This is a genomic window from Halalkalicoccus jeotgali B3, assembly GCF_000196895.1.
In the GTDB taxonomy this organism is placed as follows: Archaea; Halobacteriota; Halobacteria; order Halobacteriales; family Halalkalicoccaceae; genus Halalkalicoccus; species Halalkalicoccus jeotgali.
Map to the genome: position 1 here is coordinate 1,100,928 of NC_014297.1, position 21,585 is coordinate 1,122,512.

Sequence of the window (21,585 nt, forward strand, 5' to 3'; positions counted from 1 at the left end):
TCACCCCGTGACCTCCACCCGTCGCGTTCGTTGTCACTGAGAGCACGTCGCCGACGGCGCTGCCGACCGGTGCGACGACGTGGCACCCGGATTTATACCGTCGTCGGCCCGAGTGTCGACATGAAGCTGTCCGAGCAGTCGATCGTCGTGATCGGGAGCGGATTCGGCGGACTCTCTGTGGCGTGTTATCTGGCCGATGCCGGCGCGGACGTACGGGTCGTCGAGAAGAACGACGGGCTCGGCGGGCGCGCATCGCGGCTGGAAGCCGACGGTTTTCGCTTCGACATGGGACCGTCGTGGTACCTGATGCCCGACGTCTTCGAGCGGTTTTTCGCCGACTTCGGGCGCGAGGTCGAGGAGTACTACACCACCGAGCAGCTCGACCCCCACTACCGGATCTTCTTCAAGGACGGGGACGACGTCGATATCTCGCCGGATCTCGAGGAGACCAAAGAGACCTTCGAGGCCTACGAGCCGGGTGCGGGCGACGCTCTCGAAGAGTACCTCGAAAAGAGCGAACTCAACTACGAGGTCGGCATGGAGCACTTCGTCTACGAGGATCGGCCCCGGTTTCGGGACTGGGCCGACTGGGACGTGATGAAAAACGCCCGCGGGCTCTCGCTGGTCGGCTCGATGCAGGACCACGTCGAGAACTACTTCGATCACCCGAAACTCCAGCAGGTCATGCAGTACACCCTCGTGTTTCTCGGGGGGGCACCGAACAACACGCCCGCACTCTACAACCTGATGAGTCACGTCGATTTCAACCTCGGCGTCCACTACCCCGAGGGCGGGTTGGGCGGCGTCGTCGACGGGATCACCGAACTCGGCGAGGAGCTGGGTGTCACCTACCACACCGATCAGCCCGTCTCCGCCATCGAGGGCCGCGCCGGCGGGTTCAAGGTCGAGGCCCGCGACACCTTCCTCCCCGACCTCGTGGTCTCGGACGCCGACTACGCTCACACCGAACTCGACCTCCTCCCGCCCGAAAAGCGGGGGTACAGCGAGTCCTACTGGGACTCACGCACCTACGCGCCCTCCGCATTCTTGCTCTATCTGGGCGTCGAGGGCGACCTCGACGAACTGGCCCACCACACCCTCGTCCTACCCACCGACTGGGAGACCCACTTCGCGGAGATCTTCGACGATCCGGAGTGGCCCGCCGATCCCGCCTACTACCTCTGTGTCCCCTCGAAGACCGACGATTCGGTCGCGCCCGAGGGTCACTCGAACCTCTTTGCGCTGGTGCCGGTCGCCCCCGGCCTCGACGACCGGCCCGTGATCCGCGAGAGCTACCGAAACCTCGTCCTCGACGACATCGCCGAGAACACCGGCGTCGACCTCAGAGAGCGGATCGTCTTCGAGGAGACGTTCACGATCGACGACTTCGCCGACCGGTACAACAGCAGGAAGGGCACGGCACTCGGCCTCGCTCACACGCTCGAACAGACCGCCGTCTTCCGCCCGCCCCACCGCTCGAAGGAGGTCCCCGGACTCTATTTCACCGGCTCGTACACCACCCCCGGCATCGGTGTCCCGATGTGCCTGATCAGCGGGCAACTCACGGCCGAAGCCGTCGCGACGGACTACCCCGACCAGTGACCCTTCGCTACCTGCTGGTACTCTCCCGGCCGCGTTTTTGGTTCTATCTGGCCGGGCCGGTACTCGTGGGCGCGGTCTTCGGGGCCGACCGTCTCGGCGACCTACTCTCGGTCCCCGTACTCGCACTGTTCGCGTACTTCCTCGTGCCCGCGAACGTCTTCCTCTACGGGATCAACGACGTCTACGACCGGGAGATCGACGCGGCAAACCCGAAAAAGGAGGGCCGCGAGGCGCGCTTCGAGGGCCAACGGGCCGTCCCGGTCGCCGTGACGGTCTGTGCGCTCGTCCCGCTTGCGTTCTTTCCGGTGCTTCCTGCCGGTGCGTGGCCGTGGCTCGCGGCCTTTCTGCTTCTCGGGGCGGCCTACAGCGCTCCGCCCGCGCGGTTCAAAACCACGCCGGTTCTCGATTCGGTCTCGAACGGACTCTACTTCGCGCCCGGCGCGGCCGCGTACGTCGCCCTCGCGGGCACGCAGCCACCCGCGCTGGCGATCGCCGGCGGGTGGCTCTGGACGATGGGGATGCACACGTTCAGCGCGATCCCCGACATCGAACCGGATCGCGCCGCCGGAATCGAAACGACCGCGACCGTCCTCGGGGAGTCACGGACCTACGCGTACTGTGGTGCGTGCTGGGCGCTCTCGGCCCTCGCCTTCGGCGCGCTTGATGCCCGACTGGGCGCGCTCTTTTCGATCTACCCGGCGCTCGTCCTCGCGGTCGCGATCACCGAGGCCGATGTCTCGCGGGCCTACTGGTGGTTCCCGGCGATCAACACCGTCGTCGGCGCGCTGTTCACGATGGGGGGGCTCTGGGCGCTTGTGTACGGTTAGGTCCGGAATCCTCCCCTCCGGCCGCCGACTCTCGGATCTGTCGTAGGAACCCTCCATGACGGGCACCCCTCCGGTGGTGCTGTACGGCGTCGGTCTCGCGGTCGGCAGCGATACCCCGACGTTGGGCCCGGTCAGGCGGTTCGGCTGGGGGCTTCCTGGTCCCGAGCGCCGGCGTCGTCGGACGTGATCCGGGACAGTCGCATCGCATTGCCCGTCACGGCCGTCGTCATCCCGGCGTCACCGGCGAGAACGGCCAGCCAGATCGGGACGTAGCCGAAGGGTACCCCGATCGCGAGGGTGGCCTTGACCGCGAGGCTCGCGTAGACGTTCTGCCGGATGACCCCGTTTGCGTCGTGTGCGAGTTCGTACAGGTAGGGGAGTTTCGAGAGGTCGTCGGCCATCAGGGCGATGTCCGCCGTTTCGAGGGCGGTGTCGGTACCCGCCGCACCCATCGCGATGCCGACGGTCGCCGTCGCGAGCGCGGGTGCGTCGTTGATCCCGTCGCCGATCATCGCAACCCCCTCGTGGGTCGCGACGAGCTCCTCGATCGCGCCGACTTTCTCCTCGGGGAGCAGTTCGGCCCGATACTCGTCGACGCCGACCTGGTCTGCGATCGCGCGGGCGGTGCGCTCGTTGTCGCCGGTGAGCATGACGGTCCGTTCGACACCGAGTTCCCGGAGTCGGGCGACCGTCGCGGCGGCTTCCGGTCGGATCTCGTCGGCGACGCCGATGACCCCCTCGAGTTCCTCGTCGGTCCCGACGAGGACGACCGTCTTGCCCTCGGACTGGAGCCGGGGGACCGTGTCCTCGAGCAGGTCCAGACAGTCGTTTCGCTCACAGAGCTTGCGGGCGGTCCGCGTGACTGCGCCGCCGTCGGTCGTCGCGTGGACGTGCGAGAGGTCGAACCCGAGCTCCTCGAACAGGCCGGGTTTGCCCGCGAAGTGGGGCGTCCCGTCGAGGTCGGCACGGACACCCTTGCCGGTGATGCTCTCGAACTCCTCGATCTCGCGCTCGTCGACCTGCTCCCGTTCGGCGTAGGCGACGATGGCTTCGCCGATCGGGTGTTCGCTGCGGCGTTCGAGCCCGCGCGCACACCGCAGGACGTCCTCCTCGCTGGTACCGTTCAGCGCGACGACGTCGGTGACGGTGAGTTGGCCCTTCGTGATCGTCCCGGTCTTATCGAAGGCGACGACGTCGATCTCACCCATCGCCTCGAGGTGGTTTCCGCCCTTGATCAGAACGCCGTTTTTCGCGGCGCTGGTGATTCCCGAAACCACGGAGACGGGCGTCGAGATGACGAACGCACACGGGCAGGCAAGCACCAGCAACGTCAGCCCGTAGACGATTGCCGTCGGCCACGTGGTTCCGAGCACGGCGGGACTGGCGAGCGTTACGAGCACGGCGAAGGCGACGACGACCGGCGTGTAGTACGCCGAGAACCGCTCGACGAACTGCTCGCGTTCGGTCCGGTTCGACTGTGCGTCCTCGACCAGCTCGACGATCCGCGAGAGGGTGTCTTCGCCCGCCGCGGAGGTGACCTGCACTTCGAGGTACCCCTCCTCGTTGATCGTCCCGGCGTAGACCCCCTCGCCGACGGTCTTGTCGACGGGGACGCTCTCGCCGGTGATCGGGGCCTGATTGACGGCGCTTTCGCCCTCTAGGACCTCCCCGTCGGTCGGGATCTTCTCGCCCGGGCGGACGACCACGACGTCCCCGACCGCGAGCTCGTCGACCGGAACGGTCACCTCCTCGCCGTCCCGTCTGACCGTCGCCTCCTCCGGCGAGAGGTCCATCAGTTCACGCAGCGAGTTGCGCGCGCGGTCCATCGAGTAGCGTTCGAGGAGTTCGGCGACGCTGAAGAGAAACGCGAGCGTGGCGGCCTCGAAGTACAGCGCCTCCCCGAAGGCCACGCTCGCGACCAGCGCGCCGAGGATGGCCACCGACATCAGGAAATCGATGTCGAGGTTCAGGTTCCGCGCCGAGTAGTAACCGTTACGGACGATCTCCTGACCGCCGACGGCGACGGCGACGAGGAAAGCGATGTCGGCGACGAGCAACTCGCGACCCACGACGCTCGCGAGCTGGACGTTCGAACCGGTCAGCAGGAACTCGAAGAGGAGCCCGGCCGCGACGAAAACGCCACTCGCCCACGTCTTGAGCGCGCGCGGACTCGTCCGGATGTCCTCTCGCGTGTCGCTCCCGTCGGCGTCGTCGCCGGCGTCGGTGCTGCTCTCGACGACCTCGTAGCCGGCGCTCTCGATGGCGCTTTTCATCCCCGCCTCGTCGAGGGCGTTTGGGTCGTACGTGACGCGTACCGATCCGGTCGTCGGCCGCGCGTCGATCGCAGAGACGCCCGCGAGGCTGTCGAGTGCGTTCTCGATCTTTCCCGCACACGAGGGACAGTCCATTCCGGGGACGCCGAACCGAGCCACAGCGGTCCGTTCACCCGGGTGGTCGTGTGAACCGGCGCCGGAACCGGGTTCGCCGCCGGCGTCACTCGAGTCTCGATCGGGAGTACTCATCACCGCTGGCTAGGCCGCGTAGTTTTATTAAACTAGCTGCTAAAAAACCCGTTTCTATGCCCCATTATTGATAATTCAATCGAGATATTTTATTAACTCTCCAGGTAGCGACGAGACGCCGGACCGGGTCGGCGACTTCCGTTGGACTCGCCCAAATGGCCGATCGCGTCCATCGGTACCCGGGGCTGTCCAACGATGAATGAACAAACCTAAATGAATGATGGTGCTGTTTGACCGGCTTTATTTTTCCTGCTTTCGGGGATTGGTACGAACTACGATGGTTCGAAGAGATAGCGAATCCGACGGGACGCATCACCGACGAACAGTACTGAAAGCCGGCCTCGTCGCCACAACGGGTGTCGCCGGCCTATCGACGGCCGGGTTCGCCCAGAACGACGGGAGTTCCGAGGACCACGTGATCACGCTCACGGTCGTCGATCAGGACGGAAACCCGCTACAGGGAGAGGTGGCGATTTTCGAGGGGAATCACGGAGACATCGTCGACGACCGGGAACTCGACGAGAACGGTCAGGCGACGTGGGAAGTGAGTCGGGAAGGACAGTACTCCTACGACTACATCCGGTCCGGATACGAGATGGTTTCGGAGGACACCACCTTCGAAGTCGATGGCGGCACCGAGGTCACGGTCGAAATGCGAAAGGAGGACTGGGAGGTCGGGGACAACACGATCACCGTCACCGCCCTCGACGAGGAGACCGGCAAACCCGTCGAGGGGGCACGGGTCGAACTGGTCGGTGGACTGCCCGGTCCCGCCGAATCGGTCGATCGAGGCGAGACGAACGCCGAAGGCGTCTACGAGGCCACCGTACCGGCCGTCATGCAGGCGGTCAGCGTGGACCTCGTTGATGGGTACTACGGCGACTCTGCGCTGGTCGACCTCAGTGAAGGCGACGCCGAGGTGACGATCGAACTGACGCCCGCAAGCGGTTCGGACGACGGCGGGGAGGACTCGGAAGGCGATGAATCGCCGGCTGACGGCGAGGATTCGTCCGAAGCGGACTCGGACGACAGTGTAGACTGCGAGAAACGTACGTAACGCACTCGATTCCGCGTTCGGCCGTCCGGCGAAACCTCCTCAGTGCTGTTCACACCCAGTAGTTCCGAAGGTCAAAATCTGTGCAGGAGATCATCTCATCAAATCGTGTAGCGTAGAAAGTTGATCCATTGGCCCGAATGCCGTTGGCTACAAGCAAGGCAATAATACTACTGGAGTCCGGAACCCGAAATAACAAACCATGGGAAAAGACGATCTGATTGACGAGATTGAACGGCGAATAGAAGGATCAGAGACGCTGTCAGCCGAAGATTTAGACGTTGAGCAACGGTGCCGATATTGCGAGACACCACTACCGTATGAGGACTATAATGAGCACACCCCGAGCGCAGATTACGTCATCCACATCATGCCCACTGCCGGAGAACAATCACCTCCAGAAAAGAGAATATACTGCACCCCAGACTGCCTGGTCAAGGACATGCGCGAAATAGAGGAACAATTCCTCCAAGAATAAACCGCCGACAGAAGGTGTGAGCGTTACCTTCTGTGAAGACTCACCGCTCGCTCCGTAGCTTCGTAGACATTAGGGGTTGACCGCCAGTCGAGACGGCCATAATCTCCCTGCTGTACCGTCTCGTTTGCTTTAATCGCATTGACAGTTTCTTCAAGCCGATCCCGCTTCTCAAATAGGTCACCTTCGAAGAGGACTGAATTAACTTGATTCGGCGAGACCTCCAGAGCCTCGGCGATGACCTGACGCACGTGAGGATCTCTGTTGATGTGCTGAGTTACTCGTTGAAGTTCATCGTTCACAGCGGGCCCCATCTCATCTCCATAGACCCGCCCGTTCGTACGCTGATTCAGCAAGTAGCTGTCTGCTCCCTCACTCGTTTCATTGAGTAAGCCAATTTCTTCGGTCAGCCGACGGAGCCGACCATATGAGGCTTCAGGGCAGGCAGCTTCGATATCAGCTCGATACATGCCCGAACCTGGTGGTGCATTACTGGAGGTATAGGCGAGGACCTCCGCTAATTCGGGAGCAATTCGAATATCTGCATTCGCTTCACGTTCGACCGCGGCGATCAGATCTTTTCGAGACATATTTCAGTGGTGTTCAATGGCGTGTCAATCATATACGATACCATACACTAGCCACTCCCTCTATGGATTACCGAAGCGTCTAAGTCCTCGGAGGAGCTACAGCCTTGCACAGACCAGTGGGAGGTCTACCGGTCACTCTCTGCTAGTGCCAGAGACAGTGGCCGAATCGGCTTTATTGGAGGGTGTTATCTCATGACGAGACTTTGGCACGATATACATATAACACTTTCCCCAGATATTGACAATAAAGCATTTGAACCGGATTGAATTTTCTAATCGGAAATTTTGAATGTAGTCTTCCGTTCTAAAGATTAAAATTTATCCTATCAATCATAAAACATCAATATTTTCCCACCAATTATATGTCATATATGCTTGAACTAATGGGTATATTGCAATCCGAAGGTCAGAATCTGTGCAGGAGATAAATCCACGAGGAAGCTATACAAAACAATGACTAAACAACACATTATCGGCGGCTGCGAACGGTTCATCGAAAAAGCCGAACACTACACCCACTGCGAACATGGTTAAGTACAAGTGGAAAGCATCGATTTCGAAATCACGAAATTAACAGAGTCGGGATGAGTTTGAGGGAAAAGCGCCAACAGTAGCTTCGCGAATGGCAAATAGGTCTGAATCTCGGAATAATAAGTGCAAAAACGCGACAAAACTATGAGTATCAAGCCAAATCATACAATAACTAAACCACCGAAAGAACTAGATAGGGGGCTACCGTTGGGTACACTATGAGTGTTGGAGTTACTGTAGAAGAACGGGCCATTAGTGTTGACCTGCCTGATCAGCGAGAATATCGTAGCAAGGAGGATGCGGAATTAGATAAGGCTCTGGTAGAGTCAATTAAATGCGCAGAAGAGGCAGATAACGACTATTTGACGACAGTGTTGAAAAACGAACTCAAATCCCATTATTACAGCGAACAATTGAGTTACTGACTTAAGCAGATACCTCGCAAACATGCTAGGTTATTAAGTGGTAGTGAGTGTAGTTCCGTTATCATGGGCGAGGATGAAGTGAAAGAACGCGTCAAAGAATTGCTCTTAGAACACGAGGGTTCAGATGACCCTATCACTTCGCGAGAGATCAATGAGGAAACGAACCTTGACAATATCGGTTCTTTCCCCTCTACTAGAGCTGTGATTCGTGAGCTTGTACTGGAAGACCAACTGCCGATAGCAGCCACATCACAAGGATATTTCATTATCCAAGACGAAAATGAGCTATCAGAGTATGTGGATCAACTTGAAAGTCGCGTGATGAATATTACTGACCGCAAATTTGCTGTACAGCGCGCTGCTCTAAATTGGGATGAAGGGTTCACCGACGAAGACGACGATATTTTATAGCCCTAATTGTTGAGCTCTTTAATCGAGCATCGAGTAGAGAATCCCAGTAGCTCCGAAATAGATTAGCGATATTGTAACTCATCGACAGGCTTCTGGATTATATCGAAAACCTCTTTTGCTCGATAGACACGGTTCCTGCTCTGCCCCGTAGTCTCCTCTAATACTCCATCTTCTTCTAACCGATCTACAGCCTTATTCGCTGTTCTGTAAGCCATATCAATCATCTGTTTAGCTTCATTAACGGTAATATATGGTTGGGCGAATATTTCCATCGAAAGCTGTGAAACAGAATTTGCATCGTCTTGGTATCTGTCTCGATAATCATCACGCAAATCGAGCAAAGCAGAAGCCCTACTGAATGCCTCTTCTGTCTGCTGAGAAATACCTCTTAAGAAGAAAACTAGCCACTCTTGCCAAGCATTGTCTCGGCTTACAGCTAATAGCCGATTAGTGTATTCCTCTCTATTACGATTGAAGTATGAACTGGGATATAGAAAGGGTTCTGGTAAAAGGTCATCATCACACATCATCATCATGATGAGTAGCCGACCCATTCTACCGTTACCATCCCGGAAGGGGTGGATCGTCTCAAACTGATAGTGCACCAATCCTATATCGATTAGAGACTGATACCTGCCGCCAGTCTGGATATATGTCTCCAGATTCTGCATCGCATAGGGGACTACTGACGGTGGTGAGGGTACAAATCGTGCATCTTCTCCACGACCTCCGATATAAACTTGTGTATCACGAAATTTTCCAGGTTTTTTATCTCCGCCTCGAACACCACTCATCAAAGTATTGTGTAGAGAGCGGATAAGATCAAGGTCGATTCCGTTTTCCATTTTTTGAATTCCTTCGAAGACCGCTCTGACATAGTTATGAACTTCTTTTAGCTCATTACGGCTAGGCCCTGATGGGTCATTTTCCTGCCCTGCTTCGTATTCGTATACATCGGATAGTGTAACTCGTGTCCCCTCTATTTCAGAAGAGACGACTGCCTCTTTATAAATAAAAGGACTAATCAACATACTGGGGTTCTCAACACGCCTCCCGACGCCACTAAGTTGGCCTATGTTATTGGTTGCCTGCGTGAACACATCCAATAGTTCATCGTCCATTTCTATTTCTGGAGGAAGAGTGTCTGGTTTGAACGCGATATCTCCCCCAGAATTCACTAACTCTCCAGACATTTTGCCGGATCGGAATTGATCTATGTTCATATATCCTATCATTGGTAGAGAGCATATTAAACTGTTTTCCATATAGGTTCAATACAGGTGGATCACCGGAACTCATAGTGACCTTGTATTTCGGCCCAATATATATCTAAAAGGGCCTATACAGTGCTCAAAGTCGAAGAACCCGAGTTCAAAGTGAAATATAGGAAGTGAAATAAGAGGCAGGCATGAGGCGTATATTGATGTGCTACCGAAGATAGTACAATAAGCTATATCATGTTCACAGTAAAACATATATAGAGGATCATATAGTTCGGATCCAAATTGCCCGCCGTGGTTCTGGCTTTTTCTTTCTAACCCGCCCTTGCCCTGCTAACTCTTCGAGATAATTGTATACCGTCCGTCGCGGGGCATCAACCATATCCGCGATCTCACCTGTCGTATAGGGCTCCATTGGCTCCATCGCTTCGAAGACTGTCTCTACAGTAGCGCCATGTTCCGACTCAAACTGCCCCTTTTTGTCGCGATTTACGTCATTCATGTGTACCGAATGTAGTCGTCTGTGTTGCAACTTGCAACATGAACTACTTAGCCCTTGCCGTGATAGGAACCGGTATACTTATTGGCCATGCCTTACAAGGAATGGATATAGGAGCCTGGTTAATCGATAGACTGCGGTAGAATATCCGGGTGTTAGAGCACCCGGATTTGGCTCCTTGCGGAGCGCGCGGAGCTGATCCCCTATGTCCAGTAAGAGTCACAGCTCCAACGAGCAGTTGGAGACTACGGCGGTTAAGCATGGCGACAGAACACCCCATGATGCGCAGTATAATGCAATTTCTGGGGTTGCATTCTTATGAGCCGCGACGACGATGCACCACAGTCGCGGTTAGAGGCACAAGCAAGCGAGATTATTAACGAGGAAACAACAGTAATAGAACTAACCAGTCAACTCGATTTCGGCTACGTCAAACACAATGATCAGTACGCGGAGTGGCACGCTTCAGCGCCACTCCTGCCCTTAGTTCGGGCGTTGTTCGTACGGGAAATTGAAAGCCATAACACCAGCCAACTCCACCGAAACCTCGCAAACAGCCCGAGCGAAGCGGAGGCCCTTGGATTTGATGGCGTGCCTTCGCGGTCAACTTTCTCGCGTGCGTGGCGCGAACGCTTTAACGATAGTCTGAAGAAAAGTATCGAATTCAATGCGAAGCGCATCCGTAAGCTGGCTCACGAACGCGGGTGCTCGATCGGTCTGAACGCTACGAAGCCCGAAGACAAGCAAGACGCTTCACGGCGGACCCAAGACCGGTTCATCGCCAGCAAGTCAAAGGAGGTGACCGAAGAGATGCAGCGACTGGTATTCCCCGCCTTCGAATTCGGGCGCGCCGAGAACGCTACGCACAAGACGGACACTTTCCTCGAATTGCAGAGCCATATGGGCCTCTCACAGTCCGCTGCAGAGTCCGGTACAGATCTCTTCGCCGATGACACGGACCGCGAGTCCGGTGCCCCAGACGGCGACACACACCTGCATAACGTCAAGCAGCTTGGTCCTGACGCAATTCAAGAGATGGTCGATGAGGGCATTGGTCGGATGGTCCACGAAGCGAAGCACCATCTCGAATTTGACCGGCCCGCAGACGTGGCGATCGACATGACCTATATCGCCTACTACGGCGACCGGGATGAACTGGAGATGGTCATGGGTGCGCCACGGACGAAGGCTTATGACTGGTGCTACAAGTTCGCGACGCTGACCGTCGTTGGCGAGAACGTAAAGTTCACACTGGCGATGCGGCCTGTTGAGAAGGGTGATCGAATCGGTGTGATTGTCCGCGATCTATTCTGGCGGGCGCGTGAACACGTTAGTATTGGCACAGTCTATGCTGATTCGGAATTCTGTGCGGCTGATACTATCCACGCGCTCGAAGAGGCAGGAGTGCAGTACGTAATACCCTCGCCGAAGAATCGGCGTGTGAAGCGTGCTATTGAGCAAATGATTCAGAACGTGGAGGTTGAGCAAGCGTATGGAATCTATGGTCCAGTTCTTGGCAGCGGCACCCGGAAACGAGCTGAAACGAATCTCGTACTTATCCCATCAACGGCAGATGAAGACAAGACAGTTGCGTTCATCACGAACAAGGACGTTGACGACGAGATCGAGTTAGACCGACGCGAAACGAAAGGTGTGGTTGGTAGGTACCGGCGGCGCTGGGGTATCGAGAACAGCTACAAGACGATTAAGGACTTCTTGGCGTGGACGACCTCAAAGGACTTCAGCGTCCGATTGTTCTACTTCGGATTCGCCGTTCTGCTGTACAATATGTGGCTAATAGTCGATCTACTGGTGCAATTGAGTCTCGACATAGAACACCGCTATAAGCCGCGTGTCACGGCAAAGCGGTTCCTGAATCTGGCACGCAAGCAGCTCGCTGGCATCGGCTAAGCAACGACTGAAGGCGGCGTTCGCCCGTAATTAGTTACAACTCTGTTTTTGACGGCGATATTCGGGTTCGGTTTGATTCGGTTAGTCTCTTCTGAGTGGATTTGGCTGTTCTGAGTCTCGTAGGCCAGCTATCCGCCCTTTCTTAGCGGTAGTTTTATGCTCAAATCTACCATATTCGGAACTACTGCACACCTATTTCATATGGCGCTATAGGGTTTATAGACCGTCCCTCGGGACAGGGGAGGCCGGCGGGGAACCCGCGCGGCTAAGTGCCCGCCGTCCGAACGGCCGACGATGAAGGCAGGTGGTGACCGTGAGTGAACTCGCGACGCCGGGGACCCGTCGGCGGGTCGAATCGACCCTCGAACGCGTCGTCGAAGACAACCGCTTTACCATCGCCGTCACGTTCCCGATCGTCGGGGTCGCCCTGTTGCTCGCCGGCCGGGCGGAGCTGGTCCCGCCGCAGATCGCGATGAACCCGTATCTGCTGATCGGTGCGAACCTAGTGATGGTCTCGCCGCTGGTCGCGGGGCTCGTCCCACTGCTCGACCGGCGTGCGCTCGTCGGACTCGGGGTTCTCGCGCTCTTTACCTGGGGGATCGAACTCGTCGGGGTCCTTACCGGCCTCCCGTACGGGGCGTTCTCGTATGGGGTGGAACTCGGGCCGATGCTGTTCGACCTCGTTCCCCTCGGGCTGCCCGTTTTTTACTTTCCGATCCTGCTGAATAGCTATCTGCTCGCGCTGTTGGTCCTCGATTCCCCGTCGTTTCTCCGCCGGTTCGCGTTCACGCTCGGCGTCGTCATCGCGCTGGATCTCATCCTCGATCCCGGTGCGGTCGCACTCGGTTTCTGGGGCTGGGCGGATCCGGGCGGGTACTACGGCGTGCCCGCGGTCAACTACCTCGGCTGGCTTCTCAGCGGTTCGGTCGCTATCGCGATCCTCCAGGTGGCCTTCGACCACGAGGCGGTCCGCGACCGCCTGGAGCGGTGTGGCTTTTTCCTCGACGACCTGGTGAGCTTTCTGGTGCTCTGGGGGTTGATCAACGCCTCCGTCGGCAACTGGATACCCGTTGTGGTGGCGCTGGGGCTGGTCGGGACCTTGCTCACGAGCGACTGGTTCGACTTCGACGTGGTGTGAATCAGCGGGTCGGCAGGCTCTCGTGGCGGGGTTCGGCGGTGTGACTCGTCCGATTGGGGATGGCACTCACCCGTTCGAAGACGGCCTCGGGGTCAGTGTTCCACTGCCAGTACCACCGCACGCGGGCGACGATCCAGAGCTTCCGCAGGGTACTCAGTTCGGGTTCGTTGGTCAGGACGTCGTACTCGCAGTCGCGGATCAGGCGGTGGTGTTCGGCGTACAGGACCGCCGCCAACAGAACGGGGAGCTGGCAGTCCTTCGGGAGATACTTGATGCCGGCAACGCCCTCGCGGTAGAGCGATTCGGCACGCGAGAGTTCGATCCGGACAGCACTGGCGACGTCCTCGTTCATCTCGAAGCGCTCGATTCGTCCGTCGCTGACGCCACACTCCGCAAGCGTCGACTGAGGGAGGTAGATCCGATCGCGCTCGATGACGTCCTCGCGGACGTCCCGAACGAAGTTCGTCAGCTGGAAGGCCTCGCCCAGTGCCGTGGCATGGGAGAGGGCGTTCTCGGGGTCGTCGGGATCCATGATGGCGGTCATCATCCGCCCGACTGCGGCCGCAGAGCCGTTCATGTAGGCTTCGAGTTCGGCGTACGTCTCGTACCGTCGGGTGTCGATGTCCGTGAGCATCGCCTCGATAAACGTCTCGACGTCCTCGTCGGCGATATCGTGGCGCCGTTTGACGGTTCGAAACGCCTCCAGAACGGGCCCTTCGGGGTCGGTTCGACCGAGTGCCTGATCGCGCAACGATTCGAGTTCACGGCGCTGTTCCTCGGGGGGCGTTCCCGCGGCGTCGTCGACGACCTCGTCGGCGATGCGAAAGAACGCGTACAGCACGTAGGTGGCCTCGCGGACCCGGCCCGGAAGCAGCCGGGTCGCGTAGTAGAACGTCCGGCCGGTCCGTCGATGAATCGCCTTACTCTGTTCGATCTGATCTCTCTCTACCATTTCGGGCATTGATCCCTGATTCCGGCTAGGGACGCCCGATTATTAGTTGTTTGTACCGTCGTACTATCCTTCGCTCAGTCGTCGCCCTCGGCCTCCGTGCCTTCGGCGCGCTCCTCGGCTGTCTGGAGGGTGTCTCGCTCCTCGGCGAAGCCCTCCGAGCCCTCGATGCGCGCGCGGGCCTCGGCGTCGAACTCCATCTCGACGTCCTGATACCGGCTGACCTGCGAGAGCTCGTGGTGGGACTCGGTCGGGTGACCGATATACCGCCCTTCGAGATCGAACTGGGCCTGTTCGTCCTCCTCGGCGAGCTGCTTGAAGTCCTCGTAGACCGCGTGGGCCCCCGAGTGCAGGCCGAACAGCGTGATGAAGATGTACTTATAGCCCAGATCACCCAGCTCCTCGAACGTCAGCGGGTCGTCCTGGTCGGACCACGCAAACGAGGAGGAGTAGTTGAAGGCGAGATCCAGATCCGGGTGGGTCTCGTGGATCGTCTCGGCGTAGTTGACCGCGTCCTCCCGGCTCGGGTCGGGCATCTCGGGCCAGACTAAGTCGACCCCACAGTCGGCATAGAGGCGGCCGCGTTCGAGGTGTTCCTCCCAGTCACCGTTCGCGGAGCCGTAGGCGTCCGTGCGGGCGATGACCACGGTGTCCTCGCTCTGCTTTGCGTCGACCGCCGCCGAGAATCGGGCTTCTGCCTGCTCCCGAGAAACGATCTCCTTGCCGGCGATGTGCCCACAGCGCTTGGGCGTGGTCTGGTCCTCGATGTGGACCGCGGCGACGCCGGCCTTCTCGTACTCTCGGACTGCTCGCCGGACGTTGTGGACGCCGCCGTAGCCCGTATCACAGTCCGCGATCAGCGGGATGGTACAGGCATCGACCATGCGTTCTGCGTTCTCGACCATCTCAGTCATCGAGACCATCTCCAGGTCGGGGAAACCGAACTGGCCGAGCACGGTCGAATAACCGCTCATGTAGATGGCGTCGTGGCCGGTCATTTCGGCGAGCCGGGCGTCGAGTGCGTGATAGGCGCCGGGTGCGAAGACGAACTGCTGGTCTTCGAGTTGGCGGCGGAACTCCCTGCCGGCGGGGTTATCGATGTCCCGAACGGTCGTGTCGGTATCGCCGATATTCTCGATCATCGGGCTTCCTCCGTGGGGGTCTCGATGAGGTGGCTCCAGACTTCCTCCTCCATCGTCTCGCGGCGGTCTCGCGAGGAGCTTGCGGGGGTTAGTTGCGGAACGATCGGCAGTCCGGTGTTGTCGGTGTCGGTGTACATTGGGTTTCGGTCGCGGGCGGTCTGTGGGCGGTGCGATCGGGCGGCGAATCGCTTTCGTACACGATTTTTCACGACAGTCATGGAAACTCCGAACTGCTACTTAACTATAACGATTAATCATTTTAAACAGATGAAGGACACCCTATGATCGTTAATTAATAATATTGGCAGTATATCACACACTCTTCTCGGCGCTTCTCACTCGCGGCCGTCGAGCAGTTCGTCGGCCAGCAGCGGGACGAACGTCCCGATGTCGGTGACCATGCCGACCGTTTGGGCGCTCCCGCGATCCTGCAGTTGAGTGACCGTCGCGGGGTTGATGTCCACACAGACGACGCGGGTGGTCGAGGGCAGGCAGTTACCGACCGCCACGGAGTGAAGCAGCGTCGCGAGCATCAACACGAGATCCGCGTCGTGGGCCTGCTCGCGAATGGCGTTCTGGGCGGCGATCGAGTCGGTGATGGTATCCGGAAGCGGGCCGTCGTCCCGGATCGAGCCCGCGAGCACGAACGGGATGTCGTTCTCGACACACTCGTACATGATCCCCGAGTCGATCTTGCCCTCCGCGACGGCCTCGGGGATCCCGCCCGAGCGGATGATCTCGCTGATCGTGTAGATGTGGTGTTTGTGGCCCTTTCGAGGGTGCTCTAGGGTCTCGACGTCCATCCCCAGTGAGGTGCCATAGAGGTCGCGTTCGAGGTCGTGGACCGCAAAGCCGTTGCCGGCGCTGATCGAATCGACGTAGCCCTCCCGTACGAGGCGGGCCAGATCGTTTCGCGCCCCCGAGTGGATCACTGCAGGGCCGGCGACGACCATCACCGATCCGCCCCGGTTTTTGGTCTCGGCGATCGCGTCGGCGACGTTCCCGATCTGGGTGGTCGCGGGGCGCTCGCTGCTGACCCCGCCCTGCATGAACCCGAAGGCCCCACCGGCATCGCGCGGCCGTTCGGGCGGGTTGACGCGGATGCCCGTATTGCCCGTCACGACGAGATCGCCCTTCTCGATGGCGTTGAGAACCTTGGTGTAGGCACGTGGTCCGTCGTGATCGTCCTCGCCCCCGTCGGGGTCGATCACGACCGCACAGTCCATCTCGATGCGTTCGACCCCGATCCACTTGCCCTCGTATCTGATCTCGGTGGGGTGGTTCGTCGTCGAGTAGAAGCCCGCGGGAACGACTCGGTCGTCGGGCGCGGGCTCGATTCCGGCGTCGATGGGGTCCTCGAGGGTCGCGCCGGTCTGGTTGAGTTGATGCAGGATCTCGTGGAGGACGTCCTCCTCCTCGGCGGAGACGCGCATTCGGGCGTAGGTCTCCTCGTGTTTCCGGGTACCGACGTCGAACTGCTCGATATCGAACCACCCGCCCATGTCCATGACGATGCCGAAACACCGCCCCATCACACCCGAGTCGATGATGTGCCCCTCCAGTTCGACCGTTCGCGAGACGCTCATACTCGCCCATTACGCGCATGGCCCAAAGCCCCTGCGTTAGACGAGAACACCCGTGAGTCCGAGGCTTTCGAGCGTAAGCCAGAGCAAAAAGGCGAGATAGAGTCCGAGCAACGTCCATGGCTCCCAGGAGGCGAGTTCGAGGTCGGTCCTGAGGAACGCAAACAGCGCGACCGTCGCGAGGACCAGAACGGCGATCAGTGGGACGACAACCGCGAAGTCGACGGCCACCGCTTCGGTCGTCACGGCGCTCGCGACGATCACCCCCGCGGGGACCGCGACCAAGAGGTCGAAGACGTTGCTCCCGAGGACGTTGGCGATGCTGGTCACGTCGTGATCACGTTTCGCGGCGGTGACGCTGACGAAGGCGTCCGGAAGGCTCGTCGCGGCGGCGACGACGGTCAGCCCCCAGACGAAACTCGGCGTGCCGAAGGCGTTGCCGAACCCGATCGCCGCCCGGACGAGCGCCTCGACGCCGAAGAGGATCGCCGCGAGGCTCACGAGCATGTATGCCCACTGCGTTGCCGGAGCGATCCCCGAGACGTCGGGAGCGTCGTGCTCGATGGTGTCCTCGTACTGGATGAACAGATAGAGGAGGTAGGTCCCGATCGGGATGGCCGCGAGGACGGGCGTGATGGTTCCCGAGACGCCGTTCTCGACGGGGTAGTAGATCACCGCGAACGAACACATCAACAGGAAAACCGCGATGGAGACGAAGTAGAACTGTGCCTCCTTGTAAACCACATCTCGGTTTACGTTTAAGGCCCCCGGGCTGAAGGTCGTCGCCAGTCCGGGGATCACGAGGACGTTGAAGATCGCAGAGCCGATGATCGCACCGACGCCGAGGTCGAACTCGCCATGGATCAGCGGCGCGACGACCGCCGTAGTGAGTTCGGGAAAACTGGAGGCGACTGCGACGACGAGCGCCCCCTGTACGATCGCCGGAAGCCCGTAGTACGCCGAGAGCCTGTCGGCGGACGTTTCGAGCCAGTCGCTCGCCGTCCAGACGACAGCGGTACCCACGAGCGCGAGGACGACGTACCACGCGAGGGCCAGCATACTCGTCGAATCGTCGCTGGGAATGAAACCGGTGTCGTTGTCGTGACGCCGAAGTTTATACCCACGCCACCCCTTATCCGAACCATGTGTGGACGTTACGCCCTGTTTACGCCACCCGACGAGTTGGCCGAACGCTTCGACGTAGCGGTGCCGGATATCGAGCCGACGTACAACGCTGCTCCCTCCCAGCACCTACCGATCGTCCCCGACGACGCCGAGGAGATCCGCTTCGCGCGCTGGGGGCTGACCCCCGAGTGGGCCGACGAACGGCGGGATCTGATCAACGCCCGCGCCGAGACGATGACCGAAAAACCAAGTTTCAAGGATACTCGACGCTGTCTGGTCCCCGCCGACGGCTTCTATGAGTGGGTCGAACAGGGCGGCGGCAAACAGCCCTACTACGTCTCCCGGACGGACGGCGAGCCCTTCGCGATGGCCGGACTTCGGACGCACTGGACGCCGCCGACCCGCCAAACCGGTCTCGACGCGTTCTCCGACGGGGAAACCGGTTCCGAGGACGCCGAGGCGGTCGAGACGTTCGCCGTCGTCACGACCGAACCAAACGCGGTCGTCGAGAAACTGCATCACCGGATGGCCGTAATCCTCGACCGGGAGGGCGAACGCGAGTGGCTCTCCGGGGACCCCTTCTCGCTCGCCGCCGCCGACGACCTGCGGACGTACCCCGTCTCGACGGCGGTCAACAGCCCCGACACCGACTCGCCCGAACTCGTCCGGGAGGCTGTGGATGTCTGAGTACGACGCGGTCGTCTTCGACAACGACGGTGTGCTCGTCGAGCGAACGAGGAGGGACGTGCTTCACGGCGCGATCCGCGAGACCTACGAGGAGTTCGGCGTCTCGCCGGCCGAGGCGGAGGTCGAGGCCCTGCTCGGCGTGACCCGCGAGTCGGTCGACGAACTCGCGACCGAGTACGGTCTCGACACCGCCGAGTTCTGGTATCGCCGCGACATGCTCGCCTCGCGCGCCCAGTGTGAATCGATCGAAAACGGCGGCAAGCCCCTCTACGAGGATATCGGTGCACTCGACGAGCTCTCACCTACCCTGGGCGTCGTCAGCAACAACCAACACCGCACCATCGAGTTCATCCTCGAGCACTACGACCTGCACCACCACTTCGAGACCCACTACGGCCGCGAACCCACCCTGGCCGGGATCGAGCGAAAGAAACCCAGCGCCTACTACATCGAGCGCGCGCTGACTGATCTGGACACCAGAAACGCCCTGTACGTCGGCGACAGCGGCGTGGACGTGCTTGCCGCACGGGAGGCCGGCCTCGACTGTGCGTTTATCCGCCGACCTCACCGTGAGGACTACGACCTGCCCGCCGCACCGGCCTACGAGATCCGCAGTTTAGCGGACCTGCCCGTGATCTGTCGCGGAGACGGCGAGGCGTTCCGGCCGGATATGGAATCAGCTACATAGCGGGAGTTCACAGGGCGAGTATGCGACTCGCACGCGCCCTGACCGACGACGGGGTTCGGGAAGGAGAGCTTTCCGACGGAACGCTCAGCACCGACGACGACGAGTACGAGGTCGGACGGGAGGACCTACTCGCGCCGTGTGTCCCCTCCGCGCTGTACTGCGTCGGGCGCAACTACGCCGCAACGCTCGATCAGATGGACTACGAACGGCCCGAGGAACCCGACTTCTTCATCAAGCCGCCGGTCTCGGTGATACCGACCGAGACACCCATCCCGTATCCCACCTTCTCCGAGGAGGTCACCTACGCCGGCGAACTCGCCGCGGTGATCGGCGAGGAGTGCAAGAACGTCACCCCGGAGGCGGTCCCCGACGTGGTTCGGGGCTATACGATCATGAACGACGTCGACGCGCTCGACCAGCAGGGCCGCACGGCCCGCAAGGCCTTCGACGGCTCGGGACCCTTGGGTCCCTGGATCGAGACCGACCTCGACCCCCGCGGGATCGACATGCACACCGAGATCAACGGGGAGGTTCGTCAAGAAGCGAACACGGAACTGATGCTGTTCGACGCCCACGAGATCGTCTCCTATCTCTCCGAGCGCTTTACCTTCTCGCCGGGGGACGTCATCGCCTTCGGCAGCCCCGCGAACCCCGGGACCGTCGAACCCGGCGACGATATCGAGATCACCTACGAGGACGTCGGCACGCTCCGGAACGGGGTCGCGAAACCGCGTCGATAACCCCTACCGTTCGACTTCCTCGAGCAGTCCCGTGAGCACCGCATCGAACGCTTCCGGGTTGTCCTGGTTGACCAGGTGGGCGGCGTCGCGGATTTCGTGGACGTCACACCCGAGCGCACTCGCGAGGTCCCGGCTCTGGCGTTTGACCGGCGGGGCTTCGTGTTCACCGTAGACGACGCGTGCGGGGGCGGAAAGCCGGTCGAGTTCGGGCGGACGGAACCGGTAGAGCGCCGCAAACACCTTCTTGAACTCGTCTCTCGGCATCGCCTCGACGGTTTCGAGGGCGGTGGCGCGAACCTCCGAGTCGCGTGCGAGCCACGGACCCCCGGTCAACGGGCGGATGGTTGAGAGAAGCGACCGAAACGTCGCCCCGCTTCCCGTAAGGGCGAGCGAACTCGCGAGCATCGGGAGTGGCGTGAGCAGTCGCTTCATCGGGCCCGGGATCGCGACCGGCGGGAACGTCTGGACCGCACCCGCGAGCACGAGTCCGCGGATCCGGCCGGGATGGCGGGCGGCGTAGGTCTGTGCAACCATCGACCCGAGCGAGAGCCCACAGAGAACGCACTCCTCGATCCCCAACTCCGAGAGCAACGCGTCGAGGTCTGCGGCCAGCAGACCGATCGAGTAGCGGCGGGATTCGGATGCGCCGGTGCGACCGTGCCCCCGGAGGTCGGGGGTGATCACCCGGTACTCCTCGCCGAACCGTTCGCGCTGGCCGGCCCAACTCGCCGCAGAGAGCCAGCCACCGTGCAGAAATACGAGCGGTGGGCCCGATCCATCGTCGTCGTACGCGAGCCCGATCGTCGGGGCGTCCGTGGTTGTCACGACCGGTGTACGCGTTCGATGGCCCTGAATCGTTCGCTTGCCGCTCGGTAGCCCCGAACCCCGATGATCCTCGACGGGTCACTCGAACAGCTCCTCGTGGCGCTCGGCGAGGTTCGTGTACGCACCCGAGGAGTGTTCCTCGAAGATCGTTTCAGGATCGATCGTCGTCTCCGAGAGCGGCGTCACCTCCGCGGGAACCCCCCGAACGAACGATTCGGACGGGATCTCGTAGCCCTCCGGGACCGTCGTCCCGCTGGCGACGATGCTGCCGGCGCCTACGACGACCCGGGAGTTGACCGACGCGTTGAACCCGACGAGCGCACCGTCCTCGACGGTCGCGTCGTTCAACACCGCGCCGTGGCCGATCATCACCCGTTCGCCGAGCGTCGAGGCGTGGACCGTCGCGTTGTCCCCGACGTGCGAACGTTCCCCGATCACGACCGGCCCGACGTCGCCGCGCAGAACCGCGCCCGGCCAGACGCTCGCTTCTCCCTCGACGCGCACGTCGCCGACGAGTACCGATTCGCGGCTCACGCGCGCCGAGTCCTCGATCGTCGGTTCGGTCCCCTCGAACCCGTAGCCACCCCCTCGATTCATGGGTACTGGTATCTATCGCCACAAGTGAAAACGGTTCCGGCGAT

General features: G+C 60.3%; 20 protein-coding genes. 10 read left to right on the forward strand and 10 right to left on the reverse strand.

Features of this window, described 5'->3' with window-relative positions; genetic code table 11:
* Positions 1–120: 120 nt before the first annotated feature.
* Positions 121–1,602, forward strand: a complete 1,482-nt coding sequence (locus tag HACJB3_RS05660; protein WP_008414743.1) for a phytoene desaturase family protein — start codon at positions 121–123, stop codon at positions 1,600–1,602.
* The gene (locus tag HACJB3_RS05665) at positions 1,599–2,429 is read left to right on the forward strand and encodes a prenyltransferase (protein WP_008414744.1); all 831 of its coding nucleotides are present in this window, start codon (positions 1,599–1,601) and stop codon (positions 2,427–2,429) included. The genes HACJB3_RS05660 and HACJB3_RS05665 overlap by 4 nt, the downstream gene beginning before the upstream one ends.
* A 131-nt stretch (positions 2,430–2,560) precedes the next feature.
* On the opposite strand, the gene HACJB3_RS05670 is transcribed toward HACJB3_RS05665, so the two are convergent.
* On the reverse strand, positions 2,561–4,951 hold the full coding sequence (locus HACJB3_RS05670) for a heavy metal translocating P-type ATPase (RefSeq protein WP_008414746.1): 2,391 nt from the start codon (positions 4,949–4,951) through the stop codon (positions 2,561–2,563).
* 277 nt (positions 4,952–5,228) lie between these two features.
* Here HACJB3_RS05670 and HACJB3_RS05675 point away from each other — a divergent pair, with 277 nt between their 5' ends.
* Together HACJB3_RS05675 and HACJB3_RS05680 are read left to right on the forward strand one after the other, a co-directional pair.
* Positions 5,229–6,008 carry a FixH family protein gene (locus HACJB3_RS05675; RefSeq protein WP_008414748.1) on the forward strand — a complete coding sequence of 260 codons (780 nt, stop codon included), beginning with the start codon at positions 5,229–5,231 and terminating at the stop codon, positions 6,006–6,008.
* Between the two features lie 199 nt (positions 6,009–6,207).
* Positions 6,208–6,483 carry a hypothetical protein gene (locus tag HACJB3_RS05680; RefSeq protein ID WP_008414749.1) on the forward strand — a complete coding sequence of 92 codons (276 nt, stop codon included), beginning with the start codon at positions 6,208–6,210 and terminating at the stop codon, positions 6,481–6,483.
* A gap of 23 nt (positions 6,484–6,506) precedes the next feature.
* On the opposite strand, the gene HACJB3_RS05685 is transcribed toward HACJB3_RS05680, so the two are convergent.
* Positions 6,507–7,070: a hypothetical protein gene (locus HACJB3_RS05685; protein ID WP_049934328.1), complete on the reverse strand. Its 564-nt coding sequence runs from the start codon at positions 7,068–7,070 to the stop codon at positions 6,507–6,509.
* Positions 7,071–8,089: 1,019 nt separating this feature from the next.
* On the opposite strand from HACJB3_RS05685, the gene HACJB3_RS05690 reads away from it, so the two are divergent.
* The gene (locus HACJB3_RS05690) at positions 8,090–8,437 is read left to right on the forward strand and encodes a hypothetical protein (protein ID WP_008414751.1); all 348 of its coding nucleotides are present in this window, start codon (positions 8,090–8,092) and stop codon (positions 8,435–8,437) included.
* Between the two features lie 62 nt (positions 8,438–8,499).
* Here the strand turns inward: HACJB3_RS05690 and HACJB3_RS18720 are convergent, their stop codons facing one another.
* Positions 8,500–9,660 carry a Fic family protein gene (locus HACJB3_RS18720; RefSeq protein ID WP_158306593.1) on the reverse strand — a complete coding sequence of 387 codons (1,161 nt, stop codon included), beginning with the start codon at positions 9,658–9,660 and terminating at the stop codon, positions 8,500–8,502.
* Between the two features lie 814 nt (positions 9,661–10,474).
* On the opposite strand from HACJB3_RS18720, the gene HACJB3_RS05700 reads away from it, so the two are divergent.
* Both HACJB3_RS05700 and cruF read left to right on the forward strand, forming a co-directional pair.
* Complete coding sequence (locus tag HACJB3_RS05700) at positions 10,475–12,067, forward strand: transposase (protein WP_008414755.1); 1,593 nt, start codon at positions 10,475–10,477, stop codon at positions 12,065–12,067.
* A gap of 304 nt (positions 12,068–12,371) precedes the next feature.
* Positions 12,372–13,205: a bisanhydrobacterioruberin hydratase gene (cruF, locus tag HACJB3_RS05705; RefSeq protein ID WP_008414756.1), complete on the forward strand. Its 834-nt coding sequence runs from the start codon at positions 12,372–12,374 to the stop codon at positions 13,203–13,205.
* Position 13,206: 1 nt separating this feature from the next.
* Here cruF and HACJB3_RS05710 read toward each other — a convergent pair whose 3' ends face one another.
* The 5 genes from HACJB3_RS05710 to HACJB3_RS05725 all read right to left on the reverse strand — a co-directional run bounded on the left by HACJB3_RS05710 (position 13,207) and on the right by HACJB3_RS05725 (position 17,938).
* Positions 13,207–14,157, reverse strand: a complete 951-nt coding sequence (locus HACJB3_RS05710) for a phytoene/squalene synthase family protein (RefSeq protein WP_008414757.1) — start codon at positions 14,155–14,157, stop codon at positions 13,207–13,209.
* Between the two features lie 74 nt (positions 14,158–14,231).
* Complete coding sequence (aceA, locus tag HACJB3_RS05715; RefSeq protein ID WP_008414758.1) at positions 14,232–15,296, reverse strand: isocitrate lyase; 1,065 nt, start codon at positions 15,294–15,296, stop codon at positions 14,232–14,234.
* Positions 15,293–15,514, reverse strand: a complete 222-nt coding sequence (locus tag HACJB3_RS19585; RefSeq protein WP_049946385.1) for a hypothetical protein — start codon at positions 15,512–15,514, stop codon at positions 15,293–15,295. Before HACJB3_RS19585 ends, aceA begins: the two co-directional genes overlap by 4 nt.
* A gap of 117 nt (positions 15,515–15,631) precedes the next feature.
* On the reverse strand, positions 15,632–16,882 hold the full coding sequence (locus HACJB3_RS05720; protein ID WP_013199422.1) for an ornithine cyclodeaminase: 1,251 nt from the start codon (positions 16,880–16,882) through the stop codon (positions 15,632–15,634).
* Between the two features lie 36 nt (positions 16,883–16,918).
* Positions 16,919–17,938 (reverse strand): sodium:calcium antiporter, encoded by a 1,020-nt coding sequence (locus HACJB3_RS05725; RefSeq protein ID WP_008414762.1) that lies wholly within the window; start codon positions 17,936–17,938, stop codon positions 16,919–16,921.
* Between the two features lie 84 nt (positions 17,939–18,022).
* Between HACJB3_RS05725 and HACJB3_RS05730 the strand changes: the two genes are divergently transcribed.
* Genes HACJB3_RS05730 through HACJB3_RS05740 form a run of 3 tightly spaced genes read left to right on the forward strand, consistent with a single transcriptional unit; the run spans position 18,023 to position 20,119 of the window.
* Positions 18,023–18,691, forward strand: coding sequence for an SOS response-associated peptidase (locus HACJB3_RS05730; protein WP_008414764.1), 669 nt, complete (start codon positions 18,023–18,025; stop codon positions 18,689–18,691).
* Complete coding sequence (locus tag HACJB3_RS05735; RefSeq protein ID WP_008414767.1) at positions 18,684–19,379, forward strand: HAD family hydrolase; 696 nt, start codon at positions 18,684–18,686, stop codon at positions 19,377–19,379. The genes HACJB3_RS05730 and HACJB3_RS05735 overlap by 8 nt, the downstream gene beginning before the upstream one ends.
* Positions 19,380–19,399: 20 nt before the next feature.
* Positions 19,400–20,119: a fumarylacetoacetate hydrolase family protein gene (locus HACJB3_RS05740; protein ID WP_008414769.1), complete on the forward strand. Its 720-nt coding sequence runs from the start codon at positions 19,400–19,402 to the stop codon at positions 20,117–20,119.
* Between the two features lie 3 nt (positions 20,120–20,122).
* Here HACJB3_RS05740 and HACJB3_RS05745 read toward each other — a convergent pair whose 3' ends face one another.
* Together HACJB3_RS05745 and HACJB3_RS05750 are read right to left on the reverse strand one after the other, a co-directional pair.
* Positions 20,123–20,944, reverse strand: a complete 822-nt coding sequence (locus tag HACJB3_RS05745) for an alpha/beta fold hydrolase (protein ID WP_008414770.1) — start codon at positions 20,942–20,944, stop codon at positions 20,123–20,125.
* A 78-nt stretch (positions 20,945–21,022) separates the two neighbouring features.
* Positions 21,023–21,541 (reverse strand): gamma carbonic anhydrase family protein, encoded by a 519-nt coding sequence (locus tag HACJB3_RS05750; protein ID WP_008414773.1) that lies wholly within the window; start codon positions 21,539–21,541, stop codon positions 21,023–21,025.
* Between the last annotated feature and the right edge of the window lie 44 nt (positions 21,542–21,585).